This is a genomic window from Ensifer sp. 1H6, from assembly GCF_001976035.1.
GTDB lineage: Bacteria > Pseudomonadota > Alphaproteobacteria > Rhizobiales > Rhizobiaceae > Ensifer > Ensifer canadensis.
The window spans coordinates 25,832-46,082 of sequence record NZ_MOAI01000025.1; the positions used below are offsets into that span (position 1 = coordinate 25,832).

18 protein-coding genes and 1 pseudogene are annotated in these 20,251 nt (G+C 62.8%); 3 read left to right on the plus strand and 16 right to left on the minus strand.

What is annotated here, in order from left to right:
- Nucleotides 1-79: 79 nt before the first annotated feature.
- From BKP54_RS25100 to BKP54_RS25125, 6 genes are all read right to left on the minus strand, one after another.
- On the minus strand, nt 80-1,585 hold the full coding sequence (locus BKP54_RS25100; protein WP_025429897.1) for a tripartite tricarboxylate transporter permease: 1,506 nt from the start codon (nt 1,583-1,585) through the stop codon (nt 80-82).
- Between the two features lie 10 nt (nt 1,586-1,595).
- A complete protein-coding gene (locus BKP54_RS25105) occupies nt 1,596-2,057 on the minus strand; it encodes a tripartite tricarboxylate transporter TctB family protein (RefSeq protein ID WP_025429898.1) in 462 nt (153 codons plus the stop codon).
- 239 nt (nt 2,058-2,296) lie between these two features.
- On the minus strand, nt 2,297-3,274 hold the full coding sequence (locus tag BKP54_RS25110) for a tripartite tricarboxylate transporter substrate-binding protein (RefSeq protein ID WP_025429899.1): 978 nt from the start codon (nt 3,272-3,274) through the stop codon (nt 2,297-2,299).
- Between the two features lie 255 nt (nt 3,275-3,529).
- Nucleotides 3,530-4,273 carry a pseudouridine synthase gene (locus BKP54_RS25115; RefSeq protein WP_081788994.1) on the minus strand — a complete coding sequence of 248 codons (744 nt, stop codon included), beginning with the start codon at nt 4,271-4,273 and terminating at the stop codon, nt 3,530-3,532.
- A gap of 110 nt (nt 4,274-4,383) precedes the next feature.
- On the minus strand, nt 4,384-5,946 hold the full coding sequence (locus BKP54_RS25120; protein WP_084815064.1) for a D-aminopeptidase: 1,563 nt from the start codon (nt 5,944-5,946) through the stop codon (nt 4,384-4,386).
- Between the two features lie 145 nt (nt 5,947-6,091).
- Nucleotides 6,092-7,810: an ABC transporter ATP-binding protein gene (locus BKP54_RS25125; RefSeq protein ID WP_057220871.1), complete on the minus strand. Its 1,719-nt coding sequence runs from the start codon at nt 7,808-7,810 to the stop codon at nt 6,092-6,094.
- 234 nt (nt 7,811-8,044) lie between these two features.
- Between BKP54_RS25125 and BKP54_RS25130 the strand changes: the two genes are divergently transcribed.
- Nucleotides 8,045-8,344, plus strand: coding sequence for a DUF6074 family protein (locus BKP54_RS25130; RefSeq protein WP_025429903.1), 300 nt, complete (start codon nt 8,045-8,047; stop codon nt 8,342-8,344).
- A gap of 82 nt (nt 8,345-8,426) precedes the next feature.
- Here the strand turns inward: BKP54_RS25130 and BKP54_RS25135 are convergent, their stop codons facing one another.
- From BKP54_RS25135 to BKP54_RS25145, 3 genes and pseudogenes are all read right to left on the minus strand, one after another.
- Nucleotides 8,427-8,927 carry a DUF1097 domain-containing protein gene (locus tag BKP54_RS25135; protein ID WP_057213293.1) on the minus strand — a complete coding sequence of 167 codons (501 nt, stop codon included), beginning with the start codon at nt 8,925-8,927 and terminating at the stop codon, nt 8,427-8,429.
- Nucleotides 8,928-8,977: 50 nt separating this feature from the next.
- A pseudogene (locus BKP54_RS25140) lies at nt 8,978-9,871 on the minus strand (SDR family oxidoreductase).
- Between the two features lie 51 nt (nt 9,872-9,922).
- On the minus strand, nt 9,923-10,663 hold the full coding sequence (locus BKP54_RS25145; RefSeq protein WP_057213287.1) for an SDR family oxidoreductase: 741 nt from the start codon (nt 10,661-10,663) through the stop codon (nt 9,923-9,925).
- Between the two features lie 114 nt (nt 10,664-10,777).
- On the opposite strand from BKP54_RS25145, the gene BKP54_RS25150 reads away from it, so the two are divergent.
- Nucleotides 10,778-11,674 carry a LysR family transcriptional regulator gene (locus tag BKP54_RS25150; protein WP_057213285.1) on the plus strand — a complete coding sequence of 299 codons (897 nt, stop codon included), beginning with the start codon at nt 10,778-10,780 and terminating at the stop codon, nt 11,672-11,674.
- A 6-nt stretch (nt 11,675-11,680) separates the two neighbouring features.
- Here BKP54_RS25150 and BKP54_RS25155 read toward each other — a convergent pair whose 3' ends face one another.
- From BKP54_RS25155 to BKP54_RS25180, 6 genes are all read right to left on the minus strand, one after another.
- A complete protein-coding gene (locus BKP54_RS25155; RefSeq protein ID WP_084815065.1) occupies nt 11,681-12,901 on the minus strand; it encodes an adenylate/guanylate cyclase domain-containing protein in 1,221 nt (406 codons plus the stop codon).
- 91 nt (nt 12,902-12,992) lie between these two features.
- Nucleotides 12,993-13,895 (minus strand): AraC family transcriptional regulator, encoded by a 903-nt coding sequence (locus tag BKP54_RS25160; protein ID WP_244494621.1) that lies wholly within the window; start codon nt 13,893-13,895, stop codon nt 12,993-12,995.
- A gap of 118 nt (nt 13,896-14,013) precedes the next feature.
- On the minus strand, nt 14,014-14,361 hold the full coding sequence (locus BKP54_RS25165) for an Atu4866 domain-containing protein (protein WP_107028379.1): 348 nt from the start codon (nt 14,359-14,361) through the stop codon (nt 14,014-14,016).
- Between the two features lie 10 nt (nt 14,362-14,371).
- Nucleotides 14,372-15,106: an SDR family oxidoreductase gene (locus tag BKP54_RS25170; protein ID WP_057213277.1), complete on the minus strand. Its 735-nt coding sequence runs from the start codon at nt 15,104-15,106 to the stop codon at nt 14,372-14,374.
- Nucleotides 15,107-15,272: 166 nt separating this feature from the next.
- Complete coding sequence (locus tag BKP54_RS25175; RefSeq protein WP_084815066.1) at nt 15,273-17,333, minus strand: pyridoxamine 5'-phosphate oxidase family protein; 2,061 nt, start codon at nt 17,331-17,333, stop codon at nt 15,273-15,275.
- A gap of 59 nt (nt 17,334-17,392) precedes the next feature.
- Entirely contained in the window at nt 17,393-18,004 is a 612-nt protein-coding gene (locus BKP54_RS25180) for a glutathione S-transferase (RefSeq protein WP_025429913.1), read from the minus strand.
- A 225-nt stretch (nt 18,005-18,229) separates the two neighbouring features.
- On the opposite strand from BKP54_RS25180, the gene BKP54_RS25185 reads away from it, so the two are divergent.
- A complete protein-coding gene (locus BKP54_RS25185) occupies nt 18,230-19,123 on the plus strand; it encodes a LysR family transcriptional regulator (RefSeq protein ID WP_025429914.1) in 894 nt (297 codons plus the stop codon).
- 37 nt (nt 19,124-19,160) lie between these two features.
- Here BKP54_RS25185 and BKP54_RS25190 read toward each other — a convergent pair whose 3' ends face one another.
- A complete protein-coding gene (locus tag BKP54_RS25190; protein ID WP_057206174.1) occupies nt 19,161-20,108 on the minus strand; it encodes a DUF817 domain-containing protein in 948 nt (315 codons plus the stop codon).
- Nucleotides 20,109-20,251 lie beyond the last annotated feature (143 nt).

Below are 20,251 nucleotides of genomic sequence, written 5' to 3' on the forward strand. Positions count from 1 at the left end.
ATGGCTCAGGGATAGGCGACGTTATTGACAAACCTCAATGTGGCAAACCGCGCAGGGGCAGAATGCCGCATCCCGTCGATCATTCTTCCTCGACGAAAACCTCCTCGCGCTTGGCCTTGACGCTCGGCAGGAACACCACCACCAGCACCATGGCTGCGATCAACAGCAGGATCGCGCTGATCGGCCGCGTGACGAAGGTGGTCGGATCGCCGCGCGACAGGATCATCGCCCGCCGCAGGTTTTCTTCCAGCAACGGACCAAGCACGAAACCGAGCAGGAGCGGAGCCGGTTCGCAGCGCAGCTTCAAGAGCAGGTAGCCGACGAGGCCGAAGAAGGCGACGGCGTAGAGGTCGTAGACGTTGGAGTTGACGCTGTAGACGCCGATCGAGCAGAACGCCATGATGATTGGGAAGAGCACATAATACGGGATCTTCAACAGTCGCACCCACAGCCCGATCAGCGGCAGGTTCAGCACCACCAGCATCAGGTTGCCGATCCACATCGAGGCGATGATGCCCCAGAAGAGAGCCGGTTGTTCTGCGGCAACGTTGGGCCCGGGTACGATGCCCTGGATGATCATCGCGCCGATCATCAGCGCCATGACCGGGTTTGCCGGGATGCCGAGCGTCAAGAGCGGGATGAAAGAGGTCTGGGCACCGGCGTTGTTGGCGCTTTCCGGGCCGGCGACGCCGGCGATGGCGCCGTGGCCGAATTCTTCCGGTCGGTCGGAGACGCGCTTTTCGACGGTATAGGAGGCGAAGGCCGCGAGGATGGCGCCGCCGCCGGGCAGAATGCCCAGCGCCGAGCCGATCGCGGTGCCGCGCAGAACCGGGCCGACCATGCGCTTGAAGTCGTCGCGCGTCGGCATCAGGTCGGTGACCTTGGCCATCAGCACTTCGCGCGTGCGCTCGTTTTCGAGGTTGCGCAGGATTTCGGCGATGCCGAAGACGCCGACCGCCAGGGCGACGAAGTTCAGGCCGTCCGAATATTCCCGGATCCCCAGGGTGAAGCGTGGCGTGCCGGTGTAGATGTCGGTGCCGACGAGGCCGAGCAAGAGGCCGAGCGCCACCATCGCCAAGGCCTTGACGATTGATCCGTGTGCCAGCGCGACCGACGACACGAGGCCGACGATCATCAGCGAGAAATATTCTGCCGCGCCGAACTTCAGCGCGATCTCGGTCAGGGGCGGGGCGAAGACTGCGACCAGGAAGGTCGAGACCGTACCGGCGAAGAACGAGCCGAGCGCGGCGATTGCCAGTGCGGCACCGGCGCGGCCCTTGCGGGCCATCTGGTAACCGTCGATCGCGGTGACGGCAGACGAGGATTCTCCCGGCATGTTGATGAGGATCGCCGTGGTCGAGCCGCCGTATTGTGCGCCGTAATAGATGCCGGCGAGCATGATCAGCGAGGAGACCGGCTCCAGCTGAAAGGTGATCGGCAGCAGCATGGCGATGGTCGCCGTTGCCCCGATGCCGGGCAGCACGCCGATCAGCGTGCCGAGCAGAACGCCGATCAGGCAGAAGAGCAGGTTTTCCGGCGAGGCGGCCGTGGTGAATCCGAGTGCAAGATTGCTGAATAGATCCATCATCCCTCTCCTAGTACTGGGTCCAGGGGCCGAAGCGCTGGAAGGGCAAGCCGAGGCCGTAGCTGAAGACCGCGACCGAAAAAGCCGTCAGCGCCAGCGACAGGGCGATGGCGGTCAACGGTTTCATGCGACCGGAGGCAAAGCAGGCAATCAGTGCCGTAAAAAACAGCGACGGCACAAAGCCGAGCCCGCGAACCGTCAGGCCAAAGAAGACCGGCGCCGGCAGGATGAACAGCATGCCGCGCACGGCGATAGCCCCGATCGGCTCTCCCTGGACCCGGGTCGACTGAACGAGGATCACGATACCGAGAAGCGTCAGGATGACGGCGAGCACCAGCGGGAAATAGCCCGGGCCCATGCGGAAGGCGGTGCCGAGCTCAAGGTTGAACGCCTGCCAGGCGAAGAACAGCCCGACGGCCGTCAGGAGGCCGCCACAGAGCGCATTGGTGGTGTCGAAGGAGATTGATTTCATCGTGTCCCCATTTGGTTTTTTTTGGCTGAGCGCCGACCGGGAAGGGTCGAACTCAAGCTCGGACTGCCAGTTGCCAGTGACGTCTTGCGACTGACGATCGGATGACACCTTGAAGTGTAACCGAAGCCGACGGCCGGCGCGATTACCCTCCGGCGATGCCGTATGCCCTGCCTCAGGCGACAAACCCGCCACGATCCGGGCCGCTTGGGCTTAAGGATCGTGGCGGGCAGCGTCTCAATTTAGTCGGCGTACTGGCCGGCGGCTTCGATGACCGGCTTCCAGCGTGTGATTTCGCTTTCAAGCTTAGCCTTCAGCGCTGCCGGGGTGGCATCGGCTTCGCTCGACGGTACCGTGCCGAGTTCGCCGAAGCGGGCGACGACGTTCGGATCCTTGAGAGCCACCTGCAGCGACTTCGACAGCCGCTCGTTGACTTCGGCCGGCGTGCCCTTCGGCGTATAAACACCGTGCCAGATGCCGACCTGCAGCCCCGGAAGGCCGCCTTCCGTTGTCGTCGGCAAGTCCGGGAAGACCTTGAGACGTTCAGGCGAAGTGACGGCATAGGCCTTGATCGTGCCGCCCTGGATCTGCTTGGTGGTGTTGGTGGTCTGGTCGCACATGATGTCGACCTGGCCGCCGAGCAGATCGGTCATCGCCGGACCGGTGCCCTTGTAGGGAACGGTGGTCAGCGGCGTTTCGATGGCGCTCATGAACATCATGCCGCAGAGGTGCGAGGCAGCGCCGATGCCGGCATTGGCAACGGTGACCGTGTCCTTGTTCGCCTTTGCGTATTCGACGAGGCCCTTGAGATCGGTCGGCTCGAGATCCTTGCGCGCGACGATCGTCATCGGCACTTCGGTGACGAGACCGACATACTCGAACGCGTTCAGCGTGTCATAGGCGAGCTTGCGGTAGAGCGTGGCGCTGGTTGCCATGCCGATATGGTGGAGCAGTACCGTGTAGCCATCCGGATCGGCCTGGGCAACGCGACCGGCGCCCAAAGTGCCGCCGGCGCCGCCGACGTTTTCGACGATGATCTGCTGGCCGAGATCCTTCGACATGGATTCGGCGACGAGGCGTGCGACGGTATCCGTCGGGCCGCCGGCCGAGAACGGAACGACCATGGTGATCGAGCGTTCGGGATAGGTCTGCGCATTGGCGGAAGCGGCAAACAGGGACAGTGCGGCAACGGCGCCAAGAAGCGCATTCAGGGTTTTCATCTTTTCCTCCCGGATGAAATATCGACCAGCCGGCAAGGCTCCTCCCATGCCGATTCTGGTTGACCCATTTGCAGAGGCAATCTTAGCACAGACAACGGGTTCGCCGTGCGTTGCCGTGCATTTCTGCCGACGGTTGTCTGGTTTTGGGTGGATTCGGAAACAAGAGGCTCGCTTGGTGGGTGGATTTCCACCCATTGCGGGCGCCGCGGATCACCGCGGTCGTGGCGACGCTGCCCGCGAACGGCCGTTCGGCGGCTATTGCTGTCCCGTACGCTGCCTCAGATACTGCACTTCGTCTGTTGTCAGCGGACGCGTCGCGCCTTTCGCAAGCTTTCCGAGCGCGATGTCGCCGATCGAGACGCGCACGAGCCGCAGCACCTCGAAGCCGAGGACGTCGAGCATGCGGCGGATCTGGCGATTGCGCCCTTCGTGCAGCTCGACCTCGATCCAGCTGTTCTTCTCGCCGCCTCTTAACTGTCCGGCGCGCGCAGCGCGCAAATGCTCGCCGCCCTCGTCGACGCCGTCGACCATCGACCGGAGCTTGGCGTCGCCGATCTCGCCCGGTACCTGGACATGATAGACCTTGCCGAGATGGGTTTCCGGGTCGAGCAGGCGCTGGGCGAGCACGGTGTCGTTGGTGAAGAGCAGCAGGCCCTCGCTCGCCTTGTCCAGCCGACCGACCGGCGAGAGGAACTGTGCATCGCTCTCGCTCAGGCAATCAAAGACGGTCGGGCGCCCCTCCGGGTCGTGCCGTGTCGTCACCAGGCCACGCGGTTTGTTGAGCATCAGGTAGATCTTGTCTTCCGCCAGAACGGCCTTGCCGTCGACGGCGATGCGGTCTTTTTCGATATCGACCCATTGGGCTAGATCGGTGGTCTTGCGGCCGCCGATGCTGACTCGGCCCTCAAGCACCAGCTTTTCCGCCTGCGTCCGCGAGCAGTAGCCAAGCTTGGAAAGGGCACGGGCGATGGTTACGCGCTTGCCGATGTCGCCGGTCATGCGTCCAGTGCCTTCGCCTCGTCCTGCTGCCGGCCGTTTCTGCCTCACTTCGGGTCGTCTCCATCTATCTCTGGCTGCCGGCGCCTGTCGCGAAGCCTCGGAACCGTCGTTCAGTCGACCTTGATATAGTCGATCTGCCGGGCAAGCCAGCATCCGATCGTCAGGCCGGAAACGGCGCCCTGTCCGTTGCGGTGGATCCGTACGGTCCAGTCGCCGGGCGCCGGCGCGTCCATCGAGCGCTTGCAGCTGAGCAGCCAGACATCATCGGCAAACGGCCGCAGCGCATGCATCGCACCCTTGCCGAGCATGCCATTAAAACCGGCAAAGAAGATGCCGTTGGTGGAAACGATTTCGATATCGGCGTCGAGTTCTGCGGAGTGGTAACGACCGGCTATGTCAGGCTTTGCCTTGCCGGCAACCCTCTCGGCCGTCGTCTGCAGGTTCTCGCGCTCACGCTCCATGTGCAGGCCGGTGCCGTTCGGCGTCAACGAAACCGATCCGGAGCGGGCGATAGCGTCCGCTGCGATCTGCAGCGATTCTCCTGCCGTCGCGAAGCGCAGTTCAAGCCACCCCGATCCCAACGGCCGCGTCGACAGCGCCAGGCCGGTCTCCGGTTCGAGATAGGTGCCGAACTGTTCGCTATTCCAGTCGCCGGCTGCCGCCTTGGCATCGCGGTGACCGAGCGCGACCTTCATCAGTGCCGTCGCCGCGGCATGGGCGTCGGCCTCGTGGTTGAACATCACGACGATCGAGAGGCGCTCACTGGCCGCATGAAGGCGACGGCTGCGGAAGCCGCGCAAGGCGCCGCCATGGCCGGTGATCGCGACGTCGCCGATCCGTTCGTGGGCAAGGCCGAAGCCGTAAGTTGCTGCCCGCCCGTCCGCATAGGTCTGCGGCGCGGAAAGCCTGCGGTAGAGGCCGGCTTCGTCGTCACGCGTACGATCGATGAAGCGCTCCCAGGCGAGCATGTCGTCAAGCGTCGCCGAAATACCGGCATCCCCCGCCCAGTAGATCCGGTTGGTCGCCTCGAAATAGCCTGTGGTCTCATTGCCCTCGTAGCCGATCACGCCGTTCGGCGAGATACTGGTATCGGGGGTGAGGGCGGCCGTGGTCATGCCGGCCGGACCGAAAGTGCTGCGGTCGTAGAGCTCGGACAACGATCGACCCGAAAAATCTTCGATGAGGTCGGCCAGGATACGGTAGTTGCCGTTCGAATAGGAATAGCGCGTGCCGGGCTCGAAATGCGTCGAGCGGGCGCGCGACAGCAGCGGCCGGGCGTGCTCACGGCGGAAGACGCCGTCGGCCATGGCGCCCTGCAGCACCGTCAGGGCCCAGTAGTCGCGCAGGCCAGACTGGTTGTGGCAGAGATGCGCCACGCTCGGACGTTTGCCTTCGATCAGCGGCAGGTAGGCATCGAGTGCGCCATCGAGCTTGGCGGGATCGCCCACCGTGTCGAGCAACACCGCGCAGGTGAACTGTTTGCTGATCGAGCAGATCGGCAGCAGCGTGCCTGCCGTCATCGGCTTGCGCGCCGTAAGATCGGCATAGCCCCAGACGTGCTTGAGGATGACCTCGCCGTCCCTGACGACACCGACGACGCCGCCGGGCCCCCTGTATTGCTGCGGCAAGGCGAGCACGGCTCGTTCGAGGGCGGGAAGATCCAGGGTGTTCATGGTGCGCAATGCCAGTCGGTGGGGCCAGTCGGTAGGCCCAGTCGATGGGGCCAGTCGGTCGGGAAGGAAACCTGCCGCCCGGACGGGCGGATCGGCTTCGTACCTACCGCTCCGTCAACGCAAGTGCAACCGCGCTACGCCGGCCTCAACGCAATCCGGCCTGGGCGTGATAAAGCCGGCTATAGGTGCCCTTGGCGGCGAGCAGCGTGTCGTGTGGTCCTTGTTCGCTGATGCCGTTCGTGTCGACGACGATGATGCGGTCGGCATCGCGGATCGTCGCCAGGCGGTGGGCGATGACCAGTGTGGTTCGACCTTTGGAAAGTTCGGCAAGCGATTGCTGGATCGCCTTTTCGGTTTCCGTGTCGAGCGCCGATGTGGCTTCGTCGAGGATCAGGATTGACGGGTTCTTCAGGAACATCCGGGCGATTGCCAGGCGCTGCTTCTGACCGCCGGATAGCTTGACGCCGCGCTCCCCGATGACCGTGTCCATGCCGTCGGGCAGAGCCGCGATCATGCCGTCGAGTTTGGCCCGGCGAGCGGCATCGAGGATATCGGCTTCGCTTGCGCCCAGACGTCCATAGGCGATGTTGTCGCGGATCGTGCCGGCGAACAGGAAAACATCCTGCTGCACGATGCCGATCTGTCCGCGAAGAGAGGCGAGCTTGATGTCACGAATGTCGACGCCGTCGACGGTGATGCTGCCTTCGGCGACCTCGTAGAACCGCGGCAGCAGCGAGCAGATCGTCGTCTTGCCGGCGCCCGAGGGGCCGACAAAGGCCACGGTTTCTCCGGCTTTGATCGTCAGGTCGATGTTAGCGATGGTCGGCTTGTCGGGGCTGTAGCCGAATGAGACGTTGCGATAGGTGATGTCGCCGCGCAGGCCGGACACGTCGACGGCGCCCGGACGATCCTCGATGTCAGGCTCGGTCTCCATCAGCTCGATGAAGCGTTTGAAGCCGGCGATGCCCTTGGGATAGGTCTCGATGACCGAGTTGATCTTCTCAACCGGGCGGAAGAAGACGCCGACCAAAAGCAGGAAGCCGATAAAGCCGCCATTGCTCAATTGTCCGGTCAGCACGAAGTAGCTGCCGGTAATCATTACGATCAACTGCGTCAGCCGCATGCTCATGTAGCTGAGCGAGGTACTGGCGGCCATGATGCGGTAGGCCTCAAGTTTCGTTTGGCGGTAGTTCTGATTGTCGGTCTCGAACAGGCTGCGCTCGTGCTCTTCGTTGGCGAAGGCCTGGACTACACGGATGCCGCCGACATTTTCCTCGATGCGGGCGTTGAAGTCGCCGACGCGGCCATAAAGATTGCGGAAGTTGCTGGCCATGCGGCCGCCGTAACGGCTGGTGACCCAGGCAGTGATCGGCACGACGGCTGCCGTGATCAGCGCCAGTTGCCAATGCACGGTCATCATCAAAAGCAGCGCGCCGATGAAGGTCATGATCGCGATGAACAGGTCCTCGGGGCCGTGATGGGCGACTTCGCCGATCTCTTCCAGGTCCTTCGTCAGGCGCCCGACGAGATGGCCGGTCTTCTGGTTGTCGAAGAAACTGAAGGAAAGCTTCTGCAGATGATCGAAAGCCATGCGGCGCATATCGGTTTCGATGTTGATGCCGAGCATGTGTCCCCAATAGGTGACCGTCGCCATCAAGCCGGTATTGACGAGATAGACGACGAGAAGGCCGACGGAGGCGAGCAGGATCAGCGTCCATTCCTGGCTCGGCAGCAGCTGGTCGACGAACAGCTTGACCGCGACCGGAAAGCCGAGCTCCAGCAGGCCGGACAACACCGCGCAGGTGAAGTCGAGAATGAAGAGGCCGCGATAGGGCCGGTAGAACGCGAAGAAGCGCTTCAACATGACAACCGCACTCACATGGGCAGCCGCTTGCGAACGGCCGTAAAATCTGAGTTCAAATGTCATGTTTTTACCCGGATGCCAACAGATATGCGACCGAAAAAGCGAATCAATGCTGTCACAAAGCGCACCAACCCGGGCATGTAATCCCCGGATGAGACGGAACGTGGGAAAGGGAAGAAAACGTTAACCATAAGCTCCGTAGAAGAGGGAATCAGCAGGGGAGCGAATGAAGCAATGGCAGGCGATAGATCAGATGAAGCGGCGGTGTTTGGCGGACGTGATGTCGTCCCGTTTCCGATGGCAAGAAGACTGAGCACCATTCGCATCTGTGCTGCCGAACTCGAAGACCTCCATGGTGACGACGCCGTGCAATATTGGCGGCGGGAATGCCGGGCACTTGCCGACGAGTTGCTTGCGCTCGGCTGCTCCGACGCGGAAATGCGTGAGCAGGTCATGGCATTTCAGGCCGAGGTACAGGCCGAACTCTGGCAGCGCCACCAGTCCCGGCTTTCCGCCGGTGCAGTAAGCCAGTAATTCGAACGGACGGTTCGACCTTTCGTATTGATCGCTCGGCCAGCAAGGGAAAGCCCCGGCGCTTGCGCCGGAGCCGTGGTGGTCAGCGCCCGATGGCCCCCTGCAGACGATGCGCCGCCCATGCGGCCGCGCAGCCGAGGCCGGCGACACCAGCCAGTTCGCAAAACGCGAACCATCCCGGTTCCAGATGCGCCGCGAAGAATGTGATCAGGCCAAGAAAATAGGCAGGCACGTTGTTGACGGGGGCGGTTGCACGCAAGGACACCACAATCATCGCGACGACAAAGACGACCGGCCCGAAGGCCAGCGCCCCCATTGCAGGCATCAAAGCCCGGAGCGCGAGGGTCGCAGCCATGCCGATGGCGATGCCGACGGCAAGGCAGATGTAGCTGGTCAATGCCTCACGTGCCATGTGACCGCGGGTAAAGAACGCGACCCACCCCATGAACATCGCCCAGACGGGCCAGCCGACGCTTGCTGAAGTCGTGGCAGCGACAGCGGCCGTTGTTGCCGCTACGAGCGTCAGCAGATTGAATTTCCAGGCGAAGGGCACTCGGTCGGTTGGTTCTGTTTGTGCGGTCATGACATATCCTCGAAATGGGTTTAATGGGCGCTTTCACCGGACAGCCAAGGTCAGGCTTGGGTCTTTTCGATCGACAGCAGGTCGGCGATGCCGATGCGCCGGGCGAAGTCGATGCGCATGCGCTCGGCGACCTCGATCACTTCCGCAGCACCGTCTCCGACGAAATCGATGACCGATCGCGCGGGGCGCGAGCCCTCCGGCAGGCCGACGATGCGCACGACTTCGTCGGCAACGGCCCGTGGATCGGCATGAGCAGGCGTCAACTCGCTCAGGCGCTCGCCGACCTGGTCCAGGAGACCTTCATAGCGGGCGTAGGCCGCGACCGTTTCCTCGTCCGCCGGGCGCCGCGGTTGGGAAATGATTGGTCCCGCGGGTAAAGGCGCCCGGCACGACGATCGAGGTCTCGACGCCGAAACGCGTCAGTTCGTAGGACATGGTAACGGCAAGAGAATCCATCGCCGCCTTGGCAGCTGCATAGGGTCCGAGGAAGGGCGGGAAACCGCCTTTGGTGGTGGTGCTGCTGATCCACAGGACAAGCCCGTGTTCACGCTTGCGCATTTCCGGCAGTACGGCACGGTTGACCCGCTGCACGCCGAAGAGGTTGGTGTCGAAGACCTTGACCAGCTCTTCCGGCGTGAACGCCTCGGCCGGACCGATGACGAGATGACCGACGTTGTGCATGACGACGTCGATGCCGCCCTTCTCGGTGATGATCGTCGCAACGGCGGCGTCCGCGGAGGGCTGTGACAATACGTCGAGTTCGAGCGGGCGCAGATCGTATCCGCCGCGCTTGGCGGCGGCGCGCATCTCTGAAGCGCGGTCGCTGTTACGACCGTCGATGCCGCGCATCGAGGCGTAGACGGTATGTCCGGCGCGGGCAAGTGCTTCGGCGGAAAGCCTGCCGATGCCGGAGCGGCGCCGGTGACAAGAATGACTGAAGACATGGTTCTGCTCCTTCGTTCGAAAAGGGGTACGGGAAGGGATGGGCGCGGATGTCAGGCAACGCCGCCGTTGGCGCGCAGGATCTGACCGTTGACCCAGCCAGCATCGGGACCGACAAGGAAGGCCACGACACTGGCTATGTCGTCCGGCTGACCGAGCCGCTCAAGCGGCGGCATCTTGGCAAACTGGGCGACAAGCTCTTCGCTCTTGCCCGACAGAAACAGATCGGTTGCAATCGGACCTGGCGCCACGGCGTTGACGGTGATGTCGCGGCCGCGAAGCTCCTTGGCAAAGACGTGTGTTAGCGCCTCAACTGCCGCCTTGGTGGCGTTGTAGACCGCATAACCCGGCAGGTTGAGGGCGAGGGTCGTCGAGGAGAAGTTGACGATGCGGCCACCGCTGCGCATGCGTTTTGATGCTTCTCGCAGGGTGTTGAAGGTGCCCTTGGTGTTGATGGCGAAGTGACGGTCGAATTCCTCGTCGCTGGTTTCGGCAAGTGCCGCGGTCTTCAGCACGCCAGCGTTGTTGATCAGTATGTCGATGCCGCCGAAAGCAGCCTCGGTTGCGTCGAACAGGCGCTTCACCGCTTCCGGATCGGCAACATCGGCCCTGGCGGTCAGGGCGCGGCCGCCCTTTTCCTCGATCTTTCGTGCCAACTTCTCGGCGGAGGCGGCGTCACCGGCATAGTTGATGACGACCGTGAGGCAGTCGGCGGCCAGGCGTTCGGCAATCGCCGCACCGATGCCGCGCGAGGCGCCGGTAACGATGGCGACCCTGTTGGTGTGTTCCTGCATGATGTTTCTCCTTCGTTGTGAAGCGCTTGGCTTGTTGGTGAGGAGAAGATGACGTCTTTCGTGACTCGGATAATCATGCATAATCCGGCAACATAATCCGGAGATTGCGAACAAATGGACAGGTTCGATGCCATGCGCGTGTTCTCGCGCGTCGTCGAGAGGCGCAGTTTCACGCAGGCCGCTGATGATCTTGGCCTGCCGCGCTCGACGGTGACCGATGCGGTTAAGCAGTTGGAAGCACGGCTGGGTGTTCGCCTGCTGCAGCGCACGACGCGCCATGTTAGCCCGACATTGGACGGTGCTGCCTATCACCAGCGCTGCATCTCCATTCTCGACGATATCGAAGATGCCGAAGGCGCCTTTGCCGGCGCCAGGCCCAAAGGCCTGCTTCGCATCGACGTGCATGGAACGCTGGCACGCCACTTCGTGCTGCCGAGCCTGCCCGCCTTTCTCGCGACCTACCCTGAGATCGAACTCTACATGAGCGAGGGCGACCGTTTGGTCGATCTCATTCGGGAAGGCATCGATTGTGTGCTGCGGGTCGGCGAGCCGCAGGACAGCGAGATGATCGGGCGGCGCATGACGATGCTCGATGAGATCACCTGTGCGTCACCCGACTATATCGCCCGCCACGGCAGGCCCGAAAGGTTCGATAGCCTGGAAGGGCATCGCATGGTCGGCTTTCGTTCGTCGACTTCAGGCGCTCCGATACCGCTCGAATTCCAGATTGGGGGCAAGGTCGAATATGTCGCACTGCCGGTGACGGTCGCGGTTAACGCCGCCGAAAGCTTCGTTGCTGCCGCAAGGCTGGGGCTCGGGCTCATTCAGGTGCCGCGTTACCATGTCGAGCGAGATCTCCACGAGGGTACGCTGGTCGAGGTGCTTGAAAACTGCCGTCCGACGCCGACGCCGGTTTTCCTGCTCTATCCGCGCAACCGCCAGCTTTCGCCGCGGGTGCGCGTCTTCATCGACTGGCTGGCTGGCGTGTTCGCCGAGGGTCGCGATCGATAATGTGCATCAATCCGTCGGCAGTTCTGGATCCCAGGTGAACAGTTCCTTTGCTCGGGCAATCCCCCGCAGGGCAAAACGTCCGAGCGAAACAGCGTCTGCCTGAAGCTCAGGCGGGCAGGCCTCGACGAAATCCGCCGACATGATCACCTGTCGTTCGACCGAGCGGCACATCGAGGCGATACGGCTGACTTCGTTGACCGCGGGGCCGACGACGGTGAAGTCGAGACGGTTCTGGCTGCCGATATTGCCGTAGAAGACCTCGCCGATGTGCAGGCCGAGATAGACGTCGGTCGTCGGCTTTCCCTCCTCCTGCCGGCGCGCATTCAACGCCACCAGCATGCGCCGCAATTGCCGCTCGGCGGCGGTTGCGTTCGCGCAGGCAGTCGTTGGCTCGTCGGCATTGAAGATGGCAAGTACGCCGTCGCCGATCAGCTTGAGCACGCTGCCGCCGTGATCGTGGATGGCTGAGATGACCATCCCCGAATAATCGTTGAGGAAGGGGATGATGTCTTCCGGGGCGGCTGCGTCGGAGATCCGGGTGTAGTTGCGCAGGTCCGAAAACCACATGACGGTTTCGATGCGCTCGGCCTCGCCGCGCACGATGCTGCCTTCGACCACGCGCCGGCCGGCATCGGCGCCGAGATAGACATCGGCGAGTGTGCTGATGATCCGGACGCAGGACGTGGTCTTTACCGCCAGCGCAAGGGTCGGCAGGAGAATGCGAAGGGCGGCGATATCTTCTTCGGCAAAGCCGCTTTGCCGGCGTGTGGTCCAGTAGGAATAGAAGCAATCCATCTCGCCGACGCGGCCATCGTCGGTGAAGTGATGGATCATGTTGATGCAATCGGTGTGGCCTTCCGCCTTCAGGCGGTCGAGCACATGATATTGCACTGAAGGCTCGTCGGCGAGGCGCACGCGCCGCTCCGGCTCGCACGCCGTCAGCATGTGGTAGAAGATCGAGCGATGCCAATTCGCCTGCGCTTCTCCGCCGGTGGTCGAGGAATATTGCACGACCTCCGGCGCCACGTCGCTTTCGCGGTTCCACTGGAAGGCCCGGCCCTCGAATTCCGGATGCAACGTGTCGATCAGCCCCTGGCCACGGGCAATGTCCATGCCCGCGGCAATGCAGCGCTCGCAGAAGCCGGCAAGCATCTCGGGTTCTTGCAGGCCCTTGAGGCCCTCTTCCGACAGCCAGAGGATGATGTCGCGGATCTGTTGGTCGTTCATAACGGGTCCCGCTCTGGAGCTGCCGGTGGCTTGGCGCAGTCTGCGTTATCAATAGCCAAAGTGCCGGCGCGGTTCCAGCACCTGAAGCGATTCAGGCCTCAAGCAGATAGGAAGGTGCAGCCCGCAGCCGCGCGATGTCGCGTAGCGGCGGCGCACCGAAAAGGCGGGCGTATTCGCGCGAAAACTGCGAAGGACTGTCGTAGCCCACATGATGCCCGGCCGTGGCCGCATCGATCGCCTGGCTGAGGATCAATCGTCGAGCCTCCTGCAGCCGGAGCTGCTTTTGATATTGCAGCGGGCTCATCGCCGTCACCGCCTTGAAATGCTGATGAAAGGACGAGAGGCTCATATTGGCTTTTGCTGCCAGATCTTCGATGCGCAGCGGCTTGCGGAAGTCGCGTTTGATGAGGTCGATCGCGCGGTTGACCTGGGTCAGCTTGCTCTCGGAGCGGGCGATCTGGCGCAGTCGGTGACCCTGCTCACCCATCAGCAGACGGTAGAGGATCTCGCGTTCCGCCAGCGGCGCCAGCACGGCGATTTCCTCCGGCCGGTCGAGCAGGCGCAGCAGCCGGACGATCGCGTCGAGCAGCTCGGCGGTGGTGTCGCTGAGGAACAGCCCGGGTCCGGGCACGCCGCCATCGATCGGCGAGTGGCCAGCCTCGAGCACCAATGCACTCAGCATCGTCGGGTCGAGGTCGAGGCGCAGGCAGAGATAGGGTTTTTCCGGTGACGCGTCGATGACCTGGCCGATGACCGGCAGGTCGACGGAAACGGTGAGATACCGGTTTGGATCGTAGGTGTGGACCGTCTCGCCCAGCATCACCTGCTTGGATCCTTGCGCGATGAAGCAGACGGCGGGTTCATGCAACGTATGGATCGGCTCGGTCGGGCTCGACGATCGGATCAGGATGAGGCGCGGTATCGCCGTCGACAGCACGCCGTCGATGCCGCTGTTGCGCTCCATCAGGTGCTGGAATTCATCGAGATCGCCCAAGGCCGTTTTCCTTTGTGCGGGATTGGCGTCCGGCAGAGGCTGACCTTTTCCGGGCGCAAGTTCAACGGGATAATTGGTGCGGCAGCGGCGGATGCCGCCAGCCGCCGCTCTCTTTGGCCTAATCTTCCCGGCGCAGGATCATGCCGGCATGATAGAGCACACCGTCGATGAAATCGCCGTCGGCGGTAAAACCGGTATCGTCGACATAGTCGATATGATTGCCGGTCACCCAGTAACGGCCCTGATAGGCGCTCTGCCGTTTGCCTCGCGCTTCGTCATAGCGGCCATCAGGCAGGAGGTGGTGGCGGATACGGCCGTCTTCGGTAACCCACATGCCGACATATGGATGCGGCGCCTGTTGCATGATTTTCTCCTGTGCGGATGACGGATCTGGCGTCGGGGCGGAAAGGAAGAGACCCAATACCACCCATGTTCGAAAAGCGCGGCTCATCTGCGAGCGCTCCATTTGTTCCTGATCAGTGCGGGCTTGCCGTCGGGCGCACGATGATCTCGCTGACATCGACATCTGAGGGCTGTTCGATGGCATAGGCGATTGCCCGGGCAATTGCGGTGGCCGGGATGGCGATGCGCCGGAAGTCGCGCATTGCGCCGCGGGCAGTCTCGTCAGAGATGCTGTCGGCCAGTTCCGATTCGGTGACGCCGGGCGAGACCACGCTGACGCGGATGCGATCGGTTTCCTGGCGAAGGCCATCGGAAATCGCCCGGACGGCGAACTTCGTGGCGCAATAGACGGCGGCGGTCGGCGAGACGGCGTGACCGCCGATCGACGACAGGTTGACGATCTGGCCGTTGCCCTGCTCGGTCATCACGGGCAGGCTGGCGGCGATGCCATTCAGCACGCCGCGGATGTTGACATCGATCATCCGGTTCCACTCGTCGACCTTGAGGGCCGAAAGTGGCGACAGCGGCATGACGCCGGCATTGTTGACGATGACGTCAAGCCGTCCGAACTCGGAAACGGCATGGGCTACGAAGGCCTGCATATTGGCAAGGTCGGTGACATCCAGCGCCTTGAAGCTGGCGGTGCCGCCGGCGGCGCGGATTTCGCCGGCAAGGGTTTCCAGACGATCGGTGCGGCGGGCGCCAAGAATGACGCGGGCACCGGCGGCGGCCAGATATCGGGCGGCCGCCTCGCCAATGCCGCTGCTGGCGCCGGTGATGGCGACGACTTTTCCTTGAAGCTCGGACATGCTTGGTTCCTTTCGCGATGGGCCGGGGCGTCCCCGGTTCTGAAAGTCACCATGCGCTCTCCGGTCGATGGAGCGGTAGAACAGCACTCCGGCATTCTTGCACGATTCTCCGAATGGCCCGCCGCTACGGTCCTGACCCGTCGTCGGGCGCCCCGGTGCCGCGGGTCTAGACGGCCAACTGGAGCGCCTGCCCGTCATTTTCCGCCGGAACGGCGCAGCAGATCAATGCCTCGCCTTGGCCGACCTCGAAGGACGGTTGCTGGGGATAGGCGACCTCGCCTTCCAGAACCCGCGTGCTGCAACTGCCGCAACTGCCGTTGCGGCAACCATATTCGGGCGAAAGGCCGCGGGCTTCGGCCAGCTCGAGCAGGGTACCTTCGCCCGGTTGCCAACGGGCTTCCTTGCCGGAGTCGGTAAAAATCACGCGGACCGATGTGTTGGCAGGCGGCTTCGACACCGTCGGCAATCCTGCGTCGAGGTTGCGGGTCAGCGACGACAGGCCGAATGTCTCCGCATGGATACGGGCGTCGGCGACGTTCAACGCCCGCAGCCCGTCATAGAGCGATTGCATGAAAGCCCGTGGGCCGCAGAGATAGAAATCATAGTCGTCAAAGGGCAGTGTTGATTGCAACAACGGGAGGTCGATGCGCCCGGCGGCGTCGTAGTTCTCGCCCTTGCTTGCGCCATCCGTCTGGCTGAGCACGCGCGTCAGGTGGATCTTGCCTTGGCCGGCATCGACAAGGGAAGTGATCTCCTGGTCGAAGGCGCGTTCATCGAGACTGCGGGCAGATTGGAACAGCCATGTCGGGCGGATGCGCCGCTTGCGCAAGCCCTCATAGAGGATGTGGCGCAACATCGCGATCATCGGCGTGATGCCGACGCCGGCGGCAAGCAGCACCGCCGGCCGCCGCTCGCTCGCGTCGATGACGAAACTGCCAGCCGGCGCGCGGGCCTCGATGACATCACCGGAGCTGAGGCGATGCAGGAGGGAGGAGACGGCGCCGTCACGCTTGACGCTGATGCGGTAGGCAGCGTCTGAGGGGGCGGCCGAAAGCGTGTAGCTGCGAACGATCGGCTTGCCTTCCGCCTTGAGCCGGATCGACAGATGCTGGCCGGCATGAAACGATGTCAGACCGGCATCATCGGCCGGCTCCAGGTAGAGCGAGCGGATGGTCGCGCTCTCGTCCCTCGTACGCACGATCCGAAATGGCCGCCATTCTCCGGCGCGGGCGGCGGCGCGCAGACGGTCCTCCGTCTGCTGCCAATCGCCTGTCATCAGCGAATTGGGCGACCAGCCTGCCTGCCCGAAGGACCAGCGAAGCGGCGAACCATCAGGCCGGTAGATCACCTGCCGCGGTCGAAAATGCCAGAGGCGTTCGGCGCCTTGGAACGCGTCGATTTCCGGCGAGGCGAGGATGACTTCGGCCTCGCCCGTCATCTGTAGCATGTCCCCGGTCGCAAAATCGACGAAGAGCAGGCCTGCCCTGGGGTTGAGCATGAAATTGCCCAGTGTGTTGAAGAACAGATTGCCGGCGAAGTCAGGGATCGTCAGCACGCCATCCTCGCTGACGTGGACAAAGCCGGTCTTGCCACCGCGATGCGAGACGTCGACCTGACGCTCGCCATTGTCGCGGTCGACATAGGAGGCAACGAAGAATGTGTCGGCGTTGGCGATGATTTCTTTCGCGCGCGCATCGAGACTGTCGAGGTGAACGGGGGGCGCCTTTGGTGGAGCGTTCGGTTCCCGCGTGAATGAAAAATCCCGCAACTGGATATATTGCGGACAGTTGCCGAAGCTCTGGCCGACGGCGACAACAAAGCGATCGTCCGCTGTCCGTCGGATGGTGCCGTTCAACCGATTCCGGCGCCGCGTTTCCAACTGGATGCCGAGCACGGCAATGGCGGCGCCATCCTCCATGCCCCCGTCGGCCGGGTCGTTTCGGTCGCGTGGCAGCTGGACATTGAGGGCATGTGCGTCCGGCGCCTGCATGAAGCCCGGTTCACCCGCCCGCAGGCTTGCCCAGACATCGCCGGCGGGATCGACGGCTCCAAGCACGATGAAGGGCAACATCGGAAAAAACTGCTGGTGCTGCTCGGGCATGAAGGAACGAACGAAATTGCGGCCCGGCGCGTCCATGCGGTCGACAACGCCGAGGCTGCGTTGAATGGCAAGTTCGCCCTCATGCCAGGGGGACGCGGCGTGGGTCGGCTCGATCTTCTCCAGCATCGGTGGCTTCCTTTCTGATGAGAAAGGCCAGGGCGGAGCAGTCCGCCCTGGCAGGACAATCATGCGGCAAGGCCCGCTGCGGTTTTCTGGAAGCCGACGAAACCGGGCAGGGCTTCGATCCGCCCCAGCCAGTTGCGCACGTTGGCATAGTTGCCGAGGTCGACATTTCCTTCGGGCGCGCTGGAGACATAGCTGTAAAGCGCGACGTCGGCGATGGTCGGCCGGCTGCCCAAAAGGAAATCACGCTCAGTGAGTTCTGCGTCGAGCAGTTCCAGGATGCGATGCGCTCGGGAGATCACCTCTTCGGGGCGAAGGTTTGCGCCGAAGACTGTGACGAGCCGTGCGGCGGCCGGTCCGTAGGCGATCTCGCCGGCGGCGACCGAAAGCCATTTTTGCACTTTCGCCGCACCGACGGCGTCTTCCGGCAGCCAGTCGGTGCGACCGAGCTTCTTGGCGAGATAAACGAGGATGGCGTTGGAATCCGTCACGATGGTGCCGTCGTCGTCGAGCACAGGGACCTGACCGAAGGCGTTGAGCTTGAGGAAATCCGGCGCCTTGTGCGCCCTTGCCATCAGGTCGACATCGACGAGTTCGTGCGGCGCGCCAAGCAGAGCCAGAAAGAGCTGAGCGCGATGCGAGTGGCCCGAAAGCGGGTGGCGGTAGAGTTTCATGGTCATGTTCCCTTTGGTAGCGGCGTCCGTCGATCTGGAGCGTCGGCGGATGCATGATGCGGTCACTCGGCAGCGTCTGGCGATTGCGAAAGCCGGATCATTGCAGCTCGTTCGGCGCTTCCGGGCAGTTCGGAATGAACTGCCTTCTTCAGCAATCTATGCCCTTCCAGATTTTGGCTGTAGAGTGCCTTCGTGATAGATGGTCTCTCGATTATTGGAAGGCAGATGGATCGACTGGATGCAATGACCGTGCTTCTCGGTGTTATCGAGGGCGGGAGCCTGTCTGCCGCGTCGCGGCAGCTGCGCATGCCGCTGGCGACGGTCAGTCGCAAGGTTTCGGAGCTTGAAGCCCACCTCGGTGCGCAATTGCTGACCAGGACGAACCGCAGGATCCAGCTGACCGAGGCAGGGCGATCCTATGTCGAAGCGGCGCGGGAAATTCTTGCTCGGGTCGACGAGGCGGAGCGGGTAGCGGCCGGCGAATACTCGACGGTCAAGGGCGATCTGACGATGACGGCGCCGATCGTTTTCGGACGGCTGCACGTGTTGCCGGTCGTCGTCGATTTTCTGAAAGCCAACCCTGAGGTCAACATGCGCTTGTCGCTTGGCGACCGGCTCGTCAACCTCATCGACGATCACATCGATGTTGCGCTCAGGATCGGCAACCTGCCGGACAGCAACCTGATCGCCACTAAGCTCGGCACGATACGGCGTGTCGTCTATGGGAGCCCGAGCTATGTCGCCAGACATGGCCAGCCTGGCCATCCGCACGAACTTGCCGACCATGATTGCATCACGTTCGAAGGTTTGATGTCGAACCGCAGCTGGAGCTTTGCCGATGAGAGGGGCGAGATGGCCACGCCGATCCACTCACGCCTCGTGGTCAACACCGCGGAGGCTGCCGTCGACGCGGCGGTTGCCGGCCTCGGCCTGACGCGTGTTCTGTCCTATCAGGCGGCACGCGCCGTCGCCGATCGTTTGCTTGTGCCGTTGCTGGAACCCTTCGAACATCCGGCGCTGCCGGTTCAACTGGTCTATCTGCCGCAGGGTCTCGTGCCGATGAAACTCAGGGCATTCGTCGATTTCGCCGCGCTCCGGCTGAGAGCAGTGCTGAAATGACGACGGCCGCACCTTCCTTGCGGATCTTACGCTGATATCACGAGCTGATCTGCGGCGCCTCGCGGATGACGACGCCCCCTTCAGCGGTCACCGCTTGCGGGTCACGGGCCGGCCGAGGCTGATGCATCGCTTGTAGCGGTCGCGGCCGGTGGACGAGCGTGACCAGAACGAAGGACAGGATCATCAGCAGATACCAGGCGCCTAGCTTTTGCAGCGATACCGGTGTCCAGCCGGCGTGCTGCGAGGGATAGATCCAGGCGCGCGACCAGGTTCCGATATTTTCGGCAAACCAGATGAACAGAGCGATGAGCAGAAAACCGATGAGCAGCGGCATGCGGTGGCGGAACCGGAAGACACGGTAGTGCACATTCGTGCGCCAGAACAGGATCGCGATGATTGCAAACAGCAGATAACGCAGGTCGATGACGAAGTGGTGCGTGAAGAAATTGGCATAGATGGCGAGCGCCAGCAGCACCGTCGCAGAGCGGGGCGGATAATGGGTGTAATGCAGGTCGAGAATGCGGGTCACGCGCGCCAGGTAGGAACCGACGGCGGCATACATGAATCCTGAAAAGAGCGGCACGCCGCCGATGCGAAAGAAACTGGGCTCCGGATAGATCCAGGAACCGACGGACGTCTTGAAAATCTCCATGAGCGTACCGACGATATGGAAGATCAGGATAACCTTGGCTTCGGCAATGGTCTCGAGCTTAAAGGCCAGCATCAGAAGCTGAATGCCGAGTGCGGCGAGGAAAAGGAAATCATAGCGGGCAAAGCCGATTGCGTCCGGCCAGAACAGCTTGGTTGCAATCATGAGCGTCAGCATGGCGCCGCCGAAGAGGCATGCGAAAGCCTGCTTGATGCCGAAGACCAGCAGCTCCGTCAGGCCGCCAAGCAAGCCGCGGTCAGGAAGCCGGTCGAGCAACCGGTGGGCGGCCGCATCGATGCGCGCTTCGCGCGAGGTGAACCGTTTTTCGTCCGACAGCCGAGCCACGCGATTCGCCTCCTTGCCAGTGCCGATGGAGCGATGCCGAGGCAATGCGGTCGAATTGTGGATCAGTCGGAGCTGGACGGTTCCGGCTGATCCACACGCTTGTCTAGATCATTTCACTGTTTCACCGAAACAGT